Annotated in this window: 14 protein-coding genes; 10 read left to right on the top strand and 4 right to left on the bottom strand. The window is 52.6% G+C overall.

The window, feature by feature from the left end:
- The first annotated feature begins 25 nt into the window (after positions 1–25).
- The 3 genes from MHI45_RS24885 (at position 26) to MHI45_RS24895 (ending at position 3,145) form a co-directional block, all read left to right on the top strand.
- The gene (locus MHI45_RS24885) at positions 26–1,102 is read left to right on the top strand and encodes a Gfo/Idh/MocA family protein (protein ID WP_038586849.1); all 1,077 of its coding nucleotides are present in this window, start codon (positions 26–28) and stop codon (positions 1,100–1,102) included.
- A 342-nt stretch (positions 1,103–1,444) separates the two neighbouring features.
- Complete coding sequence (locus MHI45_RS24890; RefSeq protein ID WP_076113685.1) at positions 1,445–2,176, top strand: ThuA domain-containing protein; 732 nt, start codon at positions 1,445–1,447, stop codon at positions 2,174–2,176.
- Positions 2,177–3,145, top strand: coding sequence for a sugar phosphate isomerase/epimerase family protein (locus tag MHI45_RS24895; RefSeq protein WP_076113686.1), 969 nt, complete (start codon positions 2,177–2,179; stop codon positions 3,143–3,145).
- 116 nt (positions 3,146–3,261) lie between these two features.
- On the opposite strand, the gene MHI45_RS24900 is transcribed toward MHI45_RS24895, so the two are convergent.
- The gene (locus MHI45_RS24900) at positions 3,262–3,771 is read right to left on the bottom strand and encodes a GNAT family N-acetyltransferase (RefSeq protein ID WP_076113687.1); all 510 of its coding nucleotides are present in this window, start codon (positions 3,769–3,771) and stop codon (positions 3,262–3,264) included.
- Positions 3,772–3,914: 143 nt separating this feature from the next.
- Here MHI45_RS24900 and MHI45_RS24905 point away from each other — a divergent pair, with 143 nt between their 5' ends.
- Positions 3,915–4,610, top strand: coding sequence for a copper homeostasis protein CutC (locus MHI45_RS24905; protein ID WP_076113688.1), 696 nt, complete (start codon positions 3,915–3,917; stop codon positions 4,608–4,610).
- A 24-nt stretch (positions 4,611–4,634) separates the two neighbouring features.
- Here the strand turns inward: MHI45_RS24905 and MHI45_RS24910 are convergent, their stop codons facing one another.
- Together MHI45_RS24910 and MHI45_RS24915 are read right to left on the bottom strand one after the other, a co-directional pair.
- The gene (locus MHI45_RS24910; RefSeq protein WP_341119582.1) at positions 4,635–6,296 is read right to left on the bottom strand and encodes an AraC family transcriptional regulator; all 1,662 of its coding nucleotides are present in this window, start codon (positions 6,294–6,296) and stop codon (positions 4,635–4,637) included.
- 144 nt (positions 6,297–6,440) lie between these two features.
- On the bottom strand, positions 6,441–7,469 hold the full coding sequence (locus MHI45_RS24915; protein WP_340894449.1) for an ABC transporter substrate-binding protein: 1,029 nt from the start codon (positions 7,467–7,469) through the stop codon (positions 6,441–6,443).
- Between the two features lie 282 nt (positions 7,470–7,751).
- Between MHI45_RS24915 and MHI45_RS24920 the strand changes: the two genes are divergently transcribed.
- Together MHI45_RS24920 and MHI45_RS24925 are read left to right on the top strand one after the other, a co-directional pair.
- Positions 7,752–8,807 (top strand): SPFH domain-containing protein, encoded by a 1,056-nt coding sequence (locus MHI45_RS24920; RefSeq protein ID WP_038586865.1) that lies wholly within the window; start codon positions 7,752–7,754, stop codon positions 8,805–8,807.
- Entirely contained in the window at positions 8,804–9,772 is a 969-nt protein-coding gene (locus MHI45_RS24925; RefSeq protein ID WP_340894446.1) for a sugar kinase, read from the top strand. Before MHI45_RS24920 ends, MHI45_RS24925 begins: the two co-directional genes overlap by 4 nt.
- A gap of 100 nt (positions 9,773–9,872) precedes the next feature.
- Here the strand turns inward: MHI45_RS24925 and MHI45_RS24930 are convergent, their stop codons facing one another.
- Positions 9,873–10,322, bottom strand: coding sequence for a hypothetical protein (locus MHI45_RS24930; protein WP_256718240.1), 450 nt, complete (start codon positions 10,320–10,322; stop codon positions 9,873–9,875).
- Between the two features lie 206 nt (positions 10,323–10,528).
- Here MHI45_RS24930 and MHI45_RS24935 point away from each other — a divergent pair, with 206 nt between their 5' ends.
- The 4 genes from MHI45_RS24935 to abc-f all read left to right on the top strand — a co-directional run bounded on the left by MHI45_RS24935 (position 10,529) and on the right by abc-f (position 14,960).
- Complete coding sequence (locus MHI45_RS24935) at positions 10,529–11,440, top strand: L,D-transpeptidase family protein (protein WP_340894444.1); 912 nt, start codon at positions 10,529–10,531, stop codon at positions 11,438–11,440.
- Between the two features lie 265 nt (positions 11,441–11,705).
- A complete protein-coding gene (locus MHI45_RS24940) occupies positions 11,706–12,149 on the top strand; it encodes a DUF4362 domain-containing protein (RefSeq protein ID WP_340894443.1) in 444 nt (147 codons plus the stop codon).
- 12 nt (positions 12,150–12,161) lie between these two features.
- Complete coding sequence (locus tag MHI45_RS24945) at positions 12,162–12,653, top strand: GNAT family N-acetyltransferase (protein ID WP_340894442.1); 492 nt, start codon at positions 12,162–12,164, stop codon at positions 12,651–12,653.
- Between the two features lie 465 nt (positions 12,654–13,118).
- On the top strand, positions 13,119–14,960 hold the full coding sequence (abc-f, locus tag MHI45_RS24950; RefSeq protein ID WP_340894441.1) for a ribosomal protection-like ABC-F family protein: 1,842 nt from the start codon (positions 13,119–13,121) through the stop codon (positions 14,958–14,960).
- Positions 14,961–14,965 lie beyond the last annotated feature (5 nt).

Raw genomic sequence — 14,965 nt, forward strand, 5'->3', positions numbered from 1 at the left:
ATCAACAAGTGGAGGTTAAGAGAGAATGACTTTAAAAGTTGGAATTATCGGCTGCGGCGGCATCGCGAACGGCAAACATATGCCTGCGCTCAAAAAAGTGGAAGGTGCGGTGATGGTAGCTTTCTGCGATATCGTTCCTGAACGTGCCGAGCAGGCCAAAGCGGATTACGGAGATGCCAACGCTGCGGTATACAGCGATTATAGAGAGCTGCTTAAGGATGCCAACATAGATGTGATTCACGTATGTACGCCGAACATTTCCCATGCGGAGATTTCGATTGCGTCCATGGAGGCCGGCAAGCATGTAATGTGTGAGAAGCCAATGGCCAAGACGACTGCGGAAGCCCAGGCGATGATTGATGCTGCGAAGCGCACCGGCAAGAAGCTGACGATCGGATATCAGAACCGGTTCAGAGCCGATTCAGCTTATCTGCATGCCGTATGCGAGAACAACGAGCTTGGAGAAATTTATTATGCCAAAGCGAAGGCCATCCGCCGCCGTGCGGTTCCGACCTGGGGCGTATTTCTCGATGAAGAAGCGCAAGGCGGCGGTCCGCTGATCGATATCGGCACCCATGCTCTTGATTTGACCCTGTGGATGATGGACAACTACAAGCCGAAGTATGCCGTGGGCAATGCCTACCACAAGCTGTCCGGCCGCAAAAATGCCGCAAATGCCTGGGGGCCGTGGGACCCGGAGAAATTCACCGTTGAAGACTCCGCCATCGGCTTCATTACGATGGAGAATGGCGCAACGATCGTGCTTGAAGCCAGCTGGGCGCTGAACACGCTGGATGTCGGCGAAGCCAAGACTGCGCTCTGCGGCACGGAAGGCGGAGCGGATATGGAGAAGGGGCTGCGCATTAACGGAGAGGCTTATGGCAAGACGTTCGAGAAGTATATCGGACTTGATGCGGCTGGCGTTGACTTCTACGACGGTGCCGGAGATGATCCTGCAGTGGTTGAAGCCGAGCAGTGGATCCGCAGCATTGTGAACGACACCGAGCCAGTGGTGAAACCGGAGCAGGCGCTGGTGGTTACACGCATTCTGGAGGCGATCTACAAATCGTCAGAGACCGGAATGCCGGTGTTTTTTGACTAAAGAATTTTGAGTAATAATGAAAGATACCCTGCCTCATGCTTCATACATTAACAGGAAAACGGCCCGCTAATTGAGAGTCTGGCAGATCCAGATGACAAGTAAGGGGAATTGAGCACGCTAATTTTCAAGGATCTTTCAAATTCACCGAACCCGGCAGAATTAAAGGGCCAATTTCCCTTTAAGTGTCGAGAAATGAACATAGCCATGTATTTAGCGGGTGATTTTCCCGCTTTAAGAAACGTAGGACATTAAAGTCCCACATGTATATATGCTTATCAATTTTGCATTAACGGATAACTCAGCATATCCCTGAATTTATCTCAAATTAGGAGTGTGTCCAAAGTGACCAGAGTAACCATATGGAATGAATACCGTCATGAATTGCAGGAGGAACGAATCCGCCGGGTGTACCCGCAGGGAATTCACGGACAACTGGCCGGATTCCTGCAGGAAGCAGGCTTTGATACAGCAACAGCAACCCTAGACGAGCCGGAGCATGGCTTGACGGAAGAGGTGCTGGAGAATACGGATGTGCTGGTCTGGTGGGGGCATGTTGCCCATCAGGAGGTCAGCGACGAGATTGTAAGCCGCGTGTACAACCGGGTTCTGAAGGGAATGGGGCTGATTGTGCTTCACTCCGGCCACATGTCCAAAATCTTCATGAAGCTGATGGGCACCAGCTGCGACCTGAAATGGCGCGAAGCAGAAGAGAAGGAACGTCTCTGGGTAATGGACCCGAGCCACCCGATTGCCGAAGGCATCGGCGAATACATCGACCTGGAGCAGGAAGAGATGTACGGGGCGCATTTTGATGTGCCGGCACCGGAGAGCCTCATCTTTGTAGGCTGGTTCGAGGGGGGCAATGTGTTCCCGAGCGGTTCGACTTACCGGCGCGGAAGCGGGAAGATTTTTTATTTCCAACCGGGCCATGAATCACATCCGACCTATTACAACAAGGAAATTCAAAAAGTGATTATCAATGGCGTCAATTGGTGTGCTCCGACCAAACGTGATTATCCGGTGTACGGCCATTCCGAAGCTTTGGAGCCAATCAGAGAAAAGGTGGGAATATAAATGAAGTTAGGTGTATTTGATCCGGTATTCGGAAGCTTAACGCTCGAAGAGATGCTCGATAAAATTGCTGCTGCTGGTCTGAATGCCGTGGAAATCGGCTCGGGAGGCAATCCGGGCAATGCGCACTGTCCGACTGACGAGCTGCTGGCCAGCGAATCGGCCCGCGAGGCCTATCTCGAACAATTCACCAAACGCGGGATTATCATCAGCGCTTTCAGCTGCCACAATAACCCGATCTCACCGGATAAAGAAGAAGCCCGCCAAGGCGACGAAATTCTGCGCAAGTCGATCAAGCTGGCTTCGCTCATGGGCGTACCGGTTGTCAATACGTTCTCAGGTACTGCCGGAGACAGTGACGACGCCAAAGCACCTAACTGGCCGGTTACTCCTTGGCCTACCGTATACAGCGATATTTTGACCTGGCAGTGGGAACAGAAGCTGATTCCGTACTGGAAGGAAATCGGCAAGCTGGCCGAAGAGCATGGAGTCAAGATCGGTATCGAGCTGCACGGCGGCTTCCTGTGCCATACGCCATATACGATCCTCAAGCTGAGAGAAGCTACCTGCGATGCCATTGGTGCGAATCTCGATCCGAGCCATCTGTGGTGGCAGGGTATTGATCCGGTAGGAGCGATCAAGATTCTCGGCAAGGCAGGCGCGATCCATCATTTTCACGCCAAGGATACCTATCTTGACCAGGACAACATCAACATGTACGGCCTGACCGATATGCAGCCTTATGGGGATATACAGACCCGGGCCTGGACCTTCCGCTCCGTAGGCTGCGGGCATAGCATCTCCGAATGGTCGGATATTATGAGTGCACTGCGCACTTACGGCTACGACTATGTGGTAAGCATTGAGCATGAAGATCCGCTGATGTCAGTGGATGAAGGATTCTACCGGGCTGTCACCAATTTGCAGTCCATTCTTATCCGCGACCAGCCACTGGATATGTGGTGGGCGTAAAGGGATTATAGCTCTGTCTATAGCAAAATCCGGTGTTTCTGCGATTCGCAGAAACACCGGATTTTTGTGATCCCGCAGGAAAAACAGCAGTCAAAGAACCAGCCGGTTTATAAATTTTATAAATTCTTATAATATAATACCGTAGCATCCAGTTGCCCGTTGGCTGACCGGCAATAATTCGGGATTCGGCCTGCCTCGATGTATCCCCGTGATTGATAGAGCAGGTTGGAGGGATCGCCTTCCCGCGTATCCAGCACAAGCAGTGTTCTGTCTGCTGCCGCTGCGGCTTGTTCGGCGGTATCGAGCAGCAGTCCGGCGATGCCCTTGCGGCGGTGCTCCGGATGAACCATCAGTTTGGCAATTTCCGCGCGGTGCCGGGCATTGGCTTTGGCGGCTAAATGGAGCTGCACTGTACCCGCGATTTTGTCGCCCTCCATTGCTGTCCAGAGCAGCACATGCGGATCAGGGACGCTTTTCCAATAGGCTGAAGCCTCCTCAGCTGTGACCGGAGGGAGAAATCCGATCGAGGCGCCATCTTCCACTACTTCTGTCAACAGCCCGCTCAATTCAAGCTCTGTCTCCGGCAGTAATGTTTCCAATAGTACAACATTGATTTTAGGGGTCATCGGATTAGTTCCTTTCACCAATAAAATGTAACAGCTAAATACAATAGGATGAATTCTGTATCATGCTCATTATACTCATGGGATGTAGATTAACAAAAGAAAAAAGGCAGGGATGAATATAATCAAGGAGAGGAAGTGGAGCAATGCTGTTAGAGGTCATTGCAACGACCGTAAATGATGCCGTTCTTGCTGAACGGCATGGAGCAGACCGGATTGAGCTGATTTCAGGCATCCTGGAGGGGGGACTGACTCCCAGCCTGGGGCTGATGGAAGGCGTGCGCGAAGCCGTGGGCATCCCGGTCAGAGTCATGGTGCGGCCGCATGCCCGGTCTTTCCGGTATGACAAGGCGGATGTGGAGACAATGCTGCGCGACATCCGCCATATTGCCGCCATAGGAGGGCTGTCGGTGGTCATGGGAATGCTCCGCCGCGACCGGACGGTGGATGAAGAGCTGCTCAAGCAGCTGCTTCAGGCTGCAGACGGCATGGAGGTGACCTTCCACCGGGCCTTTGACGAGGCCGAGGATCAGCTCGAAGCCCTGGAGATTCTGTCACGCTACCCTCAGGTGACAGATATTCTGACCTCCGGAGGGCAGCGGACTGCGCCCGAAGGCGCGGAAAGGATTGCGGTGCTTGAGCGTTTATCTTCCGCGAAATCCGTCTCCATTCTGGCCGGAAGCGGCCTCACAGCTTCTGGCCTGAGGGAGTTTCTGGGTGAAACAGCTGTGGAACGGGTGCATTTCGGGTCCGCGGTAAGAGAAGACAGCGATCCGCTGCGGCCGATTGATCCCGGGCGGCTGCAGGAAGTCCGTTCGATTCTGGATCTATGGGGAAAGTGAACTGAATGTAGGCAGCTCCTTCGTTCATACCGGCTGACCGCCTAGCAGCTTGGGCAGCAGATTGAGCAGTTTCTCCCGGGTTAACGCGTCTGCAGAGTTCCATTTCGCATTCTCTAGCAGATAGACTTGGCCCTTCTGCACGGCGGGAAGGCTGTTCCAGAGCGGGCTCCGCATCAGCTGCTCCATGGCCTCCAGCGAGTCCTTGCGCTCCGGAATGAGCATGAAGATCCGGTCTCCCGCATAGGTATGCAGCTGCGCCGGATCGACCTCGGCGAATCCGAGCTCTTGATCCAGAATGCCCCGGATTACCTCAGTCGGCTGTAGGCCGCCAGGGGCATACAGGGCACTGGAAAGCCCGGTCCTTCCCATGGCGAACAGATGGTTTCCGTGGTCGTATATCAGCGCGGAGGCCGTCTCTCCGGGCTGGAGTGTTTCCTCGTAAAGACGCTGCCACATGGCGGCGTTTTTGGCATGGAAGGATGCCAGCCAAGCCTCGGCTTCACGCTGCTTGCCCAGCCAGCTTCCCAGTATCCGCATCCGCTGTTCGAGTGGTGCGAAAGAATCGAAGGTCAGTGCCGGAGCTATGCTTGAGACGACCCGGTATGCCCGCTCATCCGCGTTGGCGAAGATAATCAGATCGGGGTTTAATGAGGCAGTCAGCTGCGGGTCCAGCGGAAAACCAACATTAGCCAGCTTCTTGAGCCGGTGCTTATAAACGCTGTTCCGCGCAAAAGCCTCATCTCCGCCGACAGGCTTCACGCCTAACGCGAGCAGATCGCCCAGCGTTTCTCCGTGATAGACAATGCGTCGTGGCCGTTCAGGGATTTCCACCTGATGGCCAGTCCAATCCTTGACCGTCGGTTTCCGGCGCTGCGTATAGGCGTATTGTCCGGGGGTGACCCCGGTCTTCTGGCGGAAGCGGCGGCTGAAATAATATTCATCAGAGAAGCCAACCTGCCGGGCAATTTCCCGCAGGGGTTCGGCGGAGTCCAGTAAAAATTGCTTCGAATGGTGAATGCGCAGCTCGGTCAGATAATCGAGCGGTTTTGTGCCGGTAAGCTTTTGGAAGAGCGGAGTATACTGCCAGAGCGAGATGCCCGCAAGTTCTGCCAGCTGCTTCACCGTGATGCTCTCCATATAGTGCTTCTGCATATACTCCACAGTTCTTTCCACAGATTCTGCAGGACTTGGCAGCTGTCCGGAAGGATAATTGTGCTCGAAGAGCAGCAGCAGCAGTTCCTGAAATTTCAATTGCTGCTTGTAGTGCTGCACATCGTCGCCGCTGTTTTCCTTCATCGCCAGTTCTTCCGCCAGGCGGATGACTCTGGTGAACGGATGAACGATTAATTCCCGTCTGCCCGGCAGCAACTCCCCGGCATAACGCTCCGGAAGTTCGGCCGCATGAATGGCTGTAAAAGAGATAAGGTAATAATACAGGGTCATCTCCGGATTGTCCGCGCTATAGGAGGTTCCGGGAGACAGCAGGTAACACTTATCGGCACTCAGCGGCGCAATCTGGCCGCCAATATGCAGCACTCCGCTGCCGCCCGTAAAGACAAGAAGCGTATGACAGAGTGGTGTCTGCTGTACTGGGCAGGAGTCGGCAGGCTGAATAATCAGTTCGGCGTTGGACAGCTGAAACAATAGCGAGCGAAGAGGGAGAGGTGGCGATGAGGGATGCTGCAAGGTACGGTCTCCCTTCAATAATGAGAATGATTATCAATAAATACATTGTATATAAAACAAAGAAGCTTATCAACTGGCGTTGACAAGCTTCTTTGTTTTATATATGTCCCCGTTTAAACACCGGGACCCTTAAAAAGGGATGAATTATTTATTATTCAGCAATTTAGGGATTTCTCCCAGCAGCCATTCCCGGGTAGTTGCATCGCTTGATGTCTTCATAATGTCTTGTGTGTAGACATAGCCGTTCTTAACAGCGGGAAGACTTTTCCACACCTGACTTTTCAGCATTGCTTCTGTGGATTGCTTGGCTTCATCGGCAACAGGAGTCAGCAGGAAGATCCGGTCTCCGGAATATTGTTCAATCGCCTCCATAGATACTTCCTGGAATCCCATACCTTCGTCAAGTACCTTCTGGATCGCGGGGGTTGGCTTGAAGCCATTCTCACCATACAGCACCTGCGACAGTCCGGTTGTGGCCATTACGAACAGCCGGTCACCGGGATAATAGGTGAAGACGGCTGCGGTTTCTCCCTCTTTCATCAGACCGTCACTTTTCAATTGCTCCCACATGGCGGTTTCCTTTGACTTGTACTGGGCCAGCCAGGCTTCCGCTTCAGCCGATTTATCAAGAAGTCCGCCGATTTCCGCCATCCGTTCCTGCAGCGGGGCGAAAGTATCGAAGATTACAGTGGGTGCAATTTTGGACAATGCCTCGAAATCCGCTTCGTCCGTTCCTGCATAGATAATCAAGTCGGGTTGAAGCGACAAAGTCTTCTCCAGGTTAATCGGGAATCCTACATCCTCGACACCCTTCAATTGGTCTTCGAACACCTGGCCATCGCCCATCGAAAGCGGATAACCGACTGCTTGCACACCCAATGCCAGTAAGTCACCATAGGTTTCTCCGGAGTAAACTACACGTTTCGGTGTAACCGGAATCTCCACTGTATGGCCTTTGTAATCCGTATAGGAGCGGGTTTTCGCTGCAGCTTCACCAGTGCCAGCGTCGGATGCCTCCGGAGCAGGTGATGCGCTCGCGGCTGTATTGCTGCCGGCAGAGTTAGCCGCAGCATTGCCGGCAGATGGTTCCTCTGAATTTCCGCACGCGAGCAGAAGGGTGCTCATCACGAAGATGACACATAACGCGGCGAAGGGTTGTCTTGCCTTTTTCATAGAATCTTGCCTCCCCAGAAATATATAACGATTAACAATAATGATAATCATTCTCGTTAGAAACCAATCTTAAAGGAAACCCGTTCTTTACTCAATGGACAAAATTCAAACTGTCCTTTCATTTTGTACAAATCTGTTGCTCCCGGATGGGGAGAACTAGTTGCGCTTCTTCAAAATAAATTAAGTTACGATATGTTATTAACAACTTGATAATATCAAATATTCATGCTAAACTGTTGTTAATAACAAAATGTTAATAACATAAACCGGGAGGTTTTGACTATGTTCGGATTCCGATTCGTGAAATTCCAGCCCAGTGATTATGTACTCAAGGTGAAGAACGGCAAAGTCGTTCGTGAAGGCATCGGTCTTTCTTTTCATTATTACGTGCCGACCACGTCGGTTGTTGTAGTGCCGGTATCCTCGATTGATGTCCCGTTTATGTTCGAAGAGATTACGAGCGATTACCAGACGGTGACCGTCCAGGGCCAGCTGACCTACCGGATCGTCGATTACCGCAAGACCACACAAATCCTCAATTATACCTACAATTTGAAAAAGAACACGTACCTGTCCGATGATCCCGGCAAGCTGGCCCAGCGGGTCATCAACATCGCCAAGGTGCTGACCAAGAAGCAGCTGGAGCAACTGCCCCTGCGGGAAGCCATCCAGTCAAGCGAACGTCTGGCCAAGACCATTACCGGGGAGATTGAACGGAACGCGGAAATTGAGAAGCTGGGGATCGAGCTGATGGGGCTGTCGATTCTGGCGATTGTTCCGAACAAGGAGACCCTTCGTGCACTGGAGGCGCAGGCCAGAGAAGAAATTCTCCGCAGCGCAGACAATGCGCTGTATGAACGGCGCAATGCCTCCATTGAGCAGGAGCGGCGGGTGAAGGAGAATGAGCTGAATACGGAGATTGCTGTTGAGACGAAGAAGAAGCAGATCCGTGAGACCCAGCTGGATGCAGAGCGTTCAGTAAAGCAAAAGCAGAACGAAATGAAGGAAGAGCAGCTCAGCTTCGATACCGCACTGGAAGAGAAGAAGCAGGAGCTGATCGAACTCACTGTGGCCAACCAAAGAGCGGAAGCGGATGCCAAAGCCTACGAGCTGTCGGCGGTCATGAATTCGCTGCAGGGGGTATCGCCAAATGTGCTGCAGGCACTGACCAATGTCGGCATGAAGCCGGATAAGCTGATCGCCATCGCCTTCCAGGAACTGGCTGAGAATGCCGGGAAGATCGGCCAGCTGAACATTACCCCGGATCTTCTGCAGGGAATTATGGCCGGATCGGCCGGAAACGGTGCGGGTGCGGCGAGAGGAGCGGGAGGGCGATGAGCGGACGGATGTCCGAGAATAAAACCATTCTGATCAAACGCAAAACACGGCTGGAAGAGCTGGTGGTCCGCTACAATACGATCCAGCAGGCCCAGTTCTATATTGAGCGGCTGGGTGCGGATTTCAGCGACTATATCAGCGAGGATCATCATTACCGCAAGGCGGTCGAGACGGCAGTGATTGAGCTGAGCGCCATAGGCAGAGTTCAGCTGCTGGAGCGGCAGCATGTCCCGAATTTCATCTTCGGTGACGAGGATACAGTGGTTGTACTTGGGCAGGACGGACTTGTAGCCAATACACTGAAATACTTGCGGGAGCAGCCGCTGATCGGTGTCAATCCCGATCCGCAGCGCTGGGATGGAGTACTGCTGCCGTTTACCGTCAAGGATCTGCGGCTCCTTCTGCCTGAGGTGTTCCGGGGCCAGCGCCAGGTGCGCGAAGTGACGCTTGCCCGGGCGGAGCTTAATGACGGCCAGAGCCTGTACGGCGTCAATGATTTGTTCATCGGCCGCAAAACCCATGTGTCTGCACGTTACCAGCTTCAACTGAATGATGTAACCGAGCAGCAGTCCTCCAGCGGCATCATTGTCTCCACCGGGATGGGTTCCACCGGCTGGCTCAAGAGCGTCCTCGCCGGAGCGACGGGCATTGTCCGCAGCGCAGCCGGGCTGCAAGTGGATGCGGAAGCGGAGGCAATACTTGGCTTGGCCGGTTCCGGGCAGCGGCTGGCCTGGGATCATCCGCATCTTTATTTCACGGTGCGGGAACCTTTCCCCAGCTGTACGACCTCCGCGGGAGTTGTCTTCGGGCAGATCGGCGCTCAGCAGCCGCTGCGGATTACCTCGCAGATGCCGGAGGACGGAGTCATTTTCAGCGATGGAGTTGAAAGCGACTTTCTGGAGTTCAATTCCGGGGTGGAGGCAACCATCAGTCTGGCTGAGAAAAGAGGAAGACTGGTAGTGTGAAGCTAGGGTCAACAGCCGATTTGCCGTATAGATAAGCACAAAAGGCTGTCTCAAGCAGAATAATCTGCCGGAGACAGCCTTTTCGAAAGATAAGCAAGTCCTATTGAAAGCTCCGTCCTTGATTCATCAATGAGCCATAGTTCTGGCCGGTAGGAGAACCGGTATGCGATGGCATCGGATTGAACGACGGGTTCAGCGGGGTATGCACCGCATGCATAGGCTGCTGTTGACCATAGGAAGGGTTAAAGGACGGGTTAAAGCTTTGAGCGCCTGTAGTATTTCCGGCAAATTGAGAGGACTGCTCAAGCTGTCTAAGCGTCTGTGTAACCTGCTGCAGCTGCTGAATGGCTGTGTTATGGCCCTGCAGCGCATTTTGAATAATTTGACTCGCCTTGTGCTCACGTTGGGCCAGTTCTTCCAGTCTTACCGCATTTTGCTGCTCCTGCTGGAGAAGCTGCTGATAATTCTGGCTGGCTTGCTGTGTCTGGCTCACAAGCTGTTGAATGATTTGCTCGCAATGACTAATCTGGCTGGAAAGGTTTGAATTCAAAGTAATTTGCCTCCTTGGGCGTTTGAGTTTGAACTTGCGGATTTATTATCTCTGAGGGGTCGGCGGAATATTCATACCTATTCAGTTTTCGGGAGTATGGGACAAACAAGAACGAATAGGTACAGGCAGCGGTGCAACTAATGAACCCTGATTTCGTCTATGTAGATGAGTTTCCATAATCACCCATAACCTGGAGGTGGGGCAACATGAATCTGCATGATACGGCCGGCTGGTGCAAGGCTTATTGGGCACGCAGTCTCAAGCTGGCGCTAATGTTTGTGCTGCTGTTTACGGCTTGCTTTACCGGAGCGGCGGCAGCAAAGGCAGCGTCGTCAGAGCTGATCATTGTCAACAAGAAGACAAACAAACTCGGTTATTTCAGCGGCGGCAAGCTGGAGAAAATTTTTCCGGTTGCAACGGGCAAAACTAAAAGCCTGACCCCTGAAGGCAGCTTTCCGATTGTGGTCAAGGTCAAGAACAGACCTTACTACAAGGAGAAGATTCCCGGCGGAGATCCGGCCAATCCGCTCGGTGACCGCTGGCTCGGACTGAAAGTGAACGGCACGATGGGCACAACCTATGCCATTCACGGCAACAATAATGAATCCTCCATCGGCAAATATGTCAGCGCCGGCTGCATCCGGATGCATAATGACGATATCCACTGGCTGTATCCGCGGGTGGCCAAGAATACAACCGTTATTATTACGTCCTCCTCATCGGATATGGAAACCATTGCTACCAAAGCAGGTTATACCCTCGGCCATAAAGTGTTCGCCGGGACGTTCATCATTCACGGTGAAAGTGTAAAGCTAAAGGATCCTTTTGTAGTGGAGGACTCCAAAGTCTTTATACCTCTAAGAGAATCCGTCGCTCTCTGGGGCGGAACATTGAAACTTCAGCCAGGGACCGGTGCACTTATTATTACCATCGGGGATCGCACCGTGATTCATAAACCTCAGACTGCTCAAGCGGTAGTTAATGGAAAAGTGGTTGCAATAACAGCTTCACGGCTGGAGAGCAGCAGGCTGCTCATTCCGCTGGACAACGTCACCGGGCTATTCGGATTGCAGTTCACCTGGAAGCCGAAAGAGCAGACAGTGACTTTCGCGGACTAATGTAACGTTCATCGTAATTGTATGACCGCAGACGGGAGGGCATCCGGCTGCGGTCTTTTTAACATATATAGATTGAACTTAAAAACTTTAGATAAAGGAAAGGAGCAGTGAAGAGGAATTTTGGAACTGGAGTAACGGTAGTGTCCGCTTTTTGGAAGTCCAAATATTCACCAGGGTTGCGACTGATCCTGTCACCGGGGATAGGGCAGGATTTACAGAATAAATATTGAAGTTATAGGTAGGTAAGTGCAAAAGGAGGTTTTCGATGAAAGCTTTGTTTACAACTCTTTACGTTATAATCTGCACAACTATGCTGCTGGCCTGCAGCCGTTCCTATGGTCCTGACGAAGCTGCGGAACGCGGAGATGTTGTAGACCTCCATGGGATGATTACCAATGCGGAGCGACTGGATGAATTTCTCGGCAATTTAGAGGAGAACCACTCCGATAAGGTCAGGGTTACACAGTACACGGAGGAAGCAGACCCGATCTATATTGATCTTGCCTATGATGGAGAAACAGTGAAATTTATATATGATAATACCCACGATGAGTACGCAAAAGGTAAAGTCAGAACCAGTGTCTGCAAAGGAACCAGTAAAGAGGTCACCAGTAAGAAGATTGAATATAAGCTGACTGGATGCTCCGGCAAAAATAGTGATCTGGCGGATGCTTTCAGTCTGAGGATACAAGGAAAACAACTAAAGTGAGGAGTGAGCCGTATGACGCTGAATTTGACCAGCCGGACTTTAGCACAGGAGGATCTGGACTCCATCTGTGCTTTTGTCCGGGACGCCGAAGAAGTTTTTTTAGTAAGCCCCAAATTCCACTATCCGCTGACGGCGGAGCAAATCCTGAAGGTGCTTGAGAACAGATACAGTCCGACAGTCATCGTATCCGGGGATGCACCGGAGCCGTTTGCCTATGCCAATCTTTATGATAAGGATGAGGAGAGCGATACAATTTGGCTGGGCAATGTGATTGTAAGTCCAAGCTACCGGGGCACAGGGGTTGCGGCTTACCTGATCCAAACCATGATGGATACCGCCAAGCAGGAGCATGGAGTCCGGACGATGAAGTTATACTGCCACAATACGAATACAAGAGCACTGCTGTTCTATTGCAAGCAGGGGTTCAACCCCTGCGGATATAAGGTACTGGTCAAACCGGATGGCGAGAAGCTCGTAGGGATCGCAATGCAAAAAGAGCTATAGAATTAATTCAATCTAGGAGGGGCCGAATCTATAGGGAGATCCAACTCGGAGTTGATGCTGATCACAGGTAGCTCTTAACTATAATTATTCTTGACCTTGTTTATCGTGGGCAGGCTTTATATACTGTAACCAATAATAAATTCGGACAATTACGGAGGTTCACCCGACTGATGAATAACTAACACGTTTCCCAGCAACAGACCAGTTAACTTGTGATGTGCTTATGCACAAGCCACGGGACGCCCTTGCAGGGTGTACGGTCAGGGATACGTGTGTCGTTCGGGGCCTATACGATGCTAATAGAGGATTGAAGCTGGTGTTGACGGCTTGCCCTGCAATTAAACAGGGGAGGCCACGTCCGCACCACTGTTTCCTGGCATCTCTCCCCCTTCATACACAACTCTACCGCAGGCCGCTGGCTGCGGTTTTTTTAGTTTCGGTATTTGATGAAGCGGAGGAATAAATATGACCAAGACCTTAATAAAAGCCAAAAATATACGCAAAGAGTGGAATGGCATTGTCCTATTTGAAGGTGTGTCGTTTGAAATCACAGAAGGGGAACGCGTGCTGTTATTCGGGCGCAACGGGATCGGCAAGACGACGCTGCTGCAAGGACTGCTCGGCCGTCTGGCCTTTGAGGAGGGCAGTGTCTCTTACGGGTTGCCAGCGGAGGAATGGGGTGTGCTGGACCAGCAGCTGGAGATTTCAGTTGAAATGACTGTGCTGGAGTATGTTTTCTCCGGCTGGAAAGAGCTAGCTGCGCTTAAATGCAGACTGGAGACACTGGGCAAACAGCTTCAGGATACGGAAGGTGCCGATGCAGAGGCGGTGGCTGAATATGGAGAAATCTATGAGAGCTATCTGCAGTTGGACGGCTATGGCTGGGAAGCCAAGGTGGAGAAATGCCTCAGACAGCTGAAGCTTGATCCTGCGCTATGGAGCCAGCCGTACCGCCTGCTCAGCGGCGGCCAGAAGACACGGGTTCAGCTCGCTGCGCTGCTCGCCCGGCAGCCCAAGCTGCTGGTTCTGGATGAGCCGACGAATCATCTGGACAATGAGACGATGGAGTGGCTGGAGGAATGGGTACGGAGCTATCCCGGTACGGTATTGTACGTTTCCCATGACCGTACTTTCATTGACCGGACAGCTACTGCTGTGCTGGAGCTGACTCCACAGGGCTGCCGCCGTTATCCCGGCGCCTATAGGGAATACCGCGAGCAGAAAGCGGTGGAGGCCCGCACGCTTGAAGGGCAATACAAAAAGCAGGAGCAGGAGAAAGAGCAATTGCTGGAGAGCATCCGCCGTTACGCGGAATGGTTCCAGCAGGCGCACCGCGCCGCCGGGCAGAACGATTTCCTGCGCTCGAAATCGAAGAAAAATGTTTCCCGCCTCCATGCCAAGGAGGCCAGCCTGGCAAGGCTGGAGAAAAACAGCGTGGAGCTGCCGAAAGCAGCACCCGAGCTGAGCATGAAGCTGGAGAGTGAAGCTTTCAAGGGAGATGCGCTGCTGAGCTTACACAATATCCGCTGTGCCTATGGAGACAACCCGGCCCTGCTGGAGGACTTCAATCTCTCCTTGCGGCGGGGCGACCGGCTTGCCGTTCTGGGACCGAACGGTGCCGGGAAGTCCACGCTGCTGAAGCTGATCGCAGGAGTTGCACAGCCCTCCGGCGGTGAAGTGACCCAACATCCGCGTACTCAAATCGGGTATTTTGCTCAAGAGCTGGATCATCTCAATCCTGAATCGACCTTACTTGACAGCCTGCTGGAATTGCCAGGTATGACGCAGACGGAGGCGCGGACGATTCTGGGCTGCTTTTTATTCCCCCGGGAAGATGTCTTTAAGCACATTGGCGATCTTAGTATGGGCGAGAAATGCCGGGTCGCGTTCCTCCGGCTCTACTTCGGCAGAGGCAATCTGCTGGTGTTGGATGAACCGACCAATTACCTGGATATCGACACCCGGGAACGGGTGGAAGAGGCGCTTGCGGCCTATCCGGGCGGGCTGGTTATCGTCTCCCATGACCGTTATCTGCACACTAAGGTCGCCAACCGGCTGCTGCTGCTGGAGCATGGGCGGAGCCCGCAGTTCTTCCCGGGCACTTATGAGGAATATACTGCAAAGAAACGCGGCCGGGTGCTGACCCCTGAGGAGCAGATGCGTGAAGGAGAATTGCAGTTACTGGAGATGAGCCTGGCCCGGCTAATGCGGAGCGATGCCCTGGAGACAGAGGAAGAGAACCGGGAACTGATGGCGGAGATTGTGAATCTGCGGAAAGCCATCGGGACGCTGCTGGAGGGAAATTGAATATT

It is taken from the genome of Paenibacillus sp. FSL H3-0321 (assembly GCF_038002865.1).
In the GTDB taxonomy this organism is placed as follows: domain Bacteria; phylum Bacillota; class Bacilli; order Paenibacillales; family Paenibacillaceae; genus Paenibacillus_AQ.

What these genes read in the sequence shown, in the direction of transcription:
- MHI45_RS24915 (WP_340894449.1), bottom strand. Translation starts at nt 7,469, where the DNA reads ATGAAAAAGGCAAGACAACCCTTCGCCGCGTTATGTGTCATCTTCGTG.
- MHI45_RS24905 (WP_076113688.1), top strand. Translation starts at nt 3,915, where the DNA reads ATGCTGTTAGAGGTCATTGCAACGACCGTAAATGATGCCGTTCTTGCT.
- MHI45_RS24940 (WP_340894443.1), top strand. Translation starts at nt 11,706, where the DNA reads ATGAAAGCTTTGTTTACAACTCTTTACGTTATAATCTGCACAACTATG.
- MHI45_RS24920 (WP_038586865.1), top strand. Translation starts at nt 7,752, where the DNA reads ATGTTCGGATTCCGATTCGTGAAATTCCAGCCCAGTGATTATGTACTC.
- abc-f (WP_340894441.1), top strand. Translation starts at nt 13,119, where the DNA reads ATGACCAAGACCTTAATAAAAGCCAAAAATATACGCAAAGAGTGGAAT.
- MHI45_RS24945 (WP_340894442.1), top strand. Translation starts at nt 12,162, where the DNA reads ATGACGCTGAATTTGACCAGCCGGACTTTAGCACAGGAGGATCTGGAC.
- MHI45_RS24900 (WP_076113687.1), bottom strand. Translation starts at nt 3,771, where the DNA reads ATGACCCCTAAAATCAATGTTGTACTATTGGAAACATTACTGCCGGAG.
- MHI45_RS24895 (WP_076113686.1), top strand. Translation starts at nt 2,177, where the DNA reads ATGAAGTTAGGTGTATTTGATCCGGTATTCGGAAGCTTAACGCTCGAA.
- MHI45_RS24935 (WP_340894444.1), top strand. Translation starts at nt 10,529, where the DNA reads ATGAATCTGCATGATACGGCCGGCTGGTGCAAGGCTTATTGGGCACGC.
- MHI45_RS24885 (WP_038586849.1), top strand. Translation starts at nt 26, where the DNA reads ATGACTTTAAAAGTTGGAATTATCGGCTGCGGCGGCATCGCGAACGGC.
- MHI45_RS24925 (WP_340894446.1), top strand. Translation starts at nt 8,804, where the DNA reads ATGAGCGGACGGATGTCCGAGAATAAAACCATTCTGATCAAACGCAAA.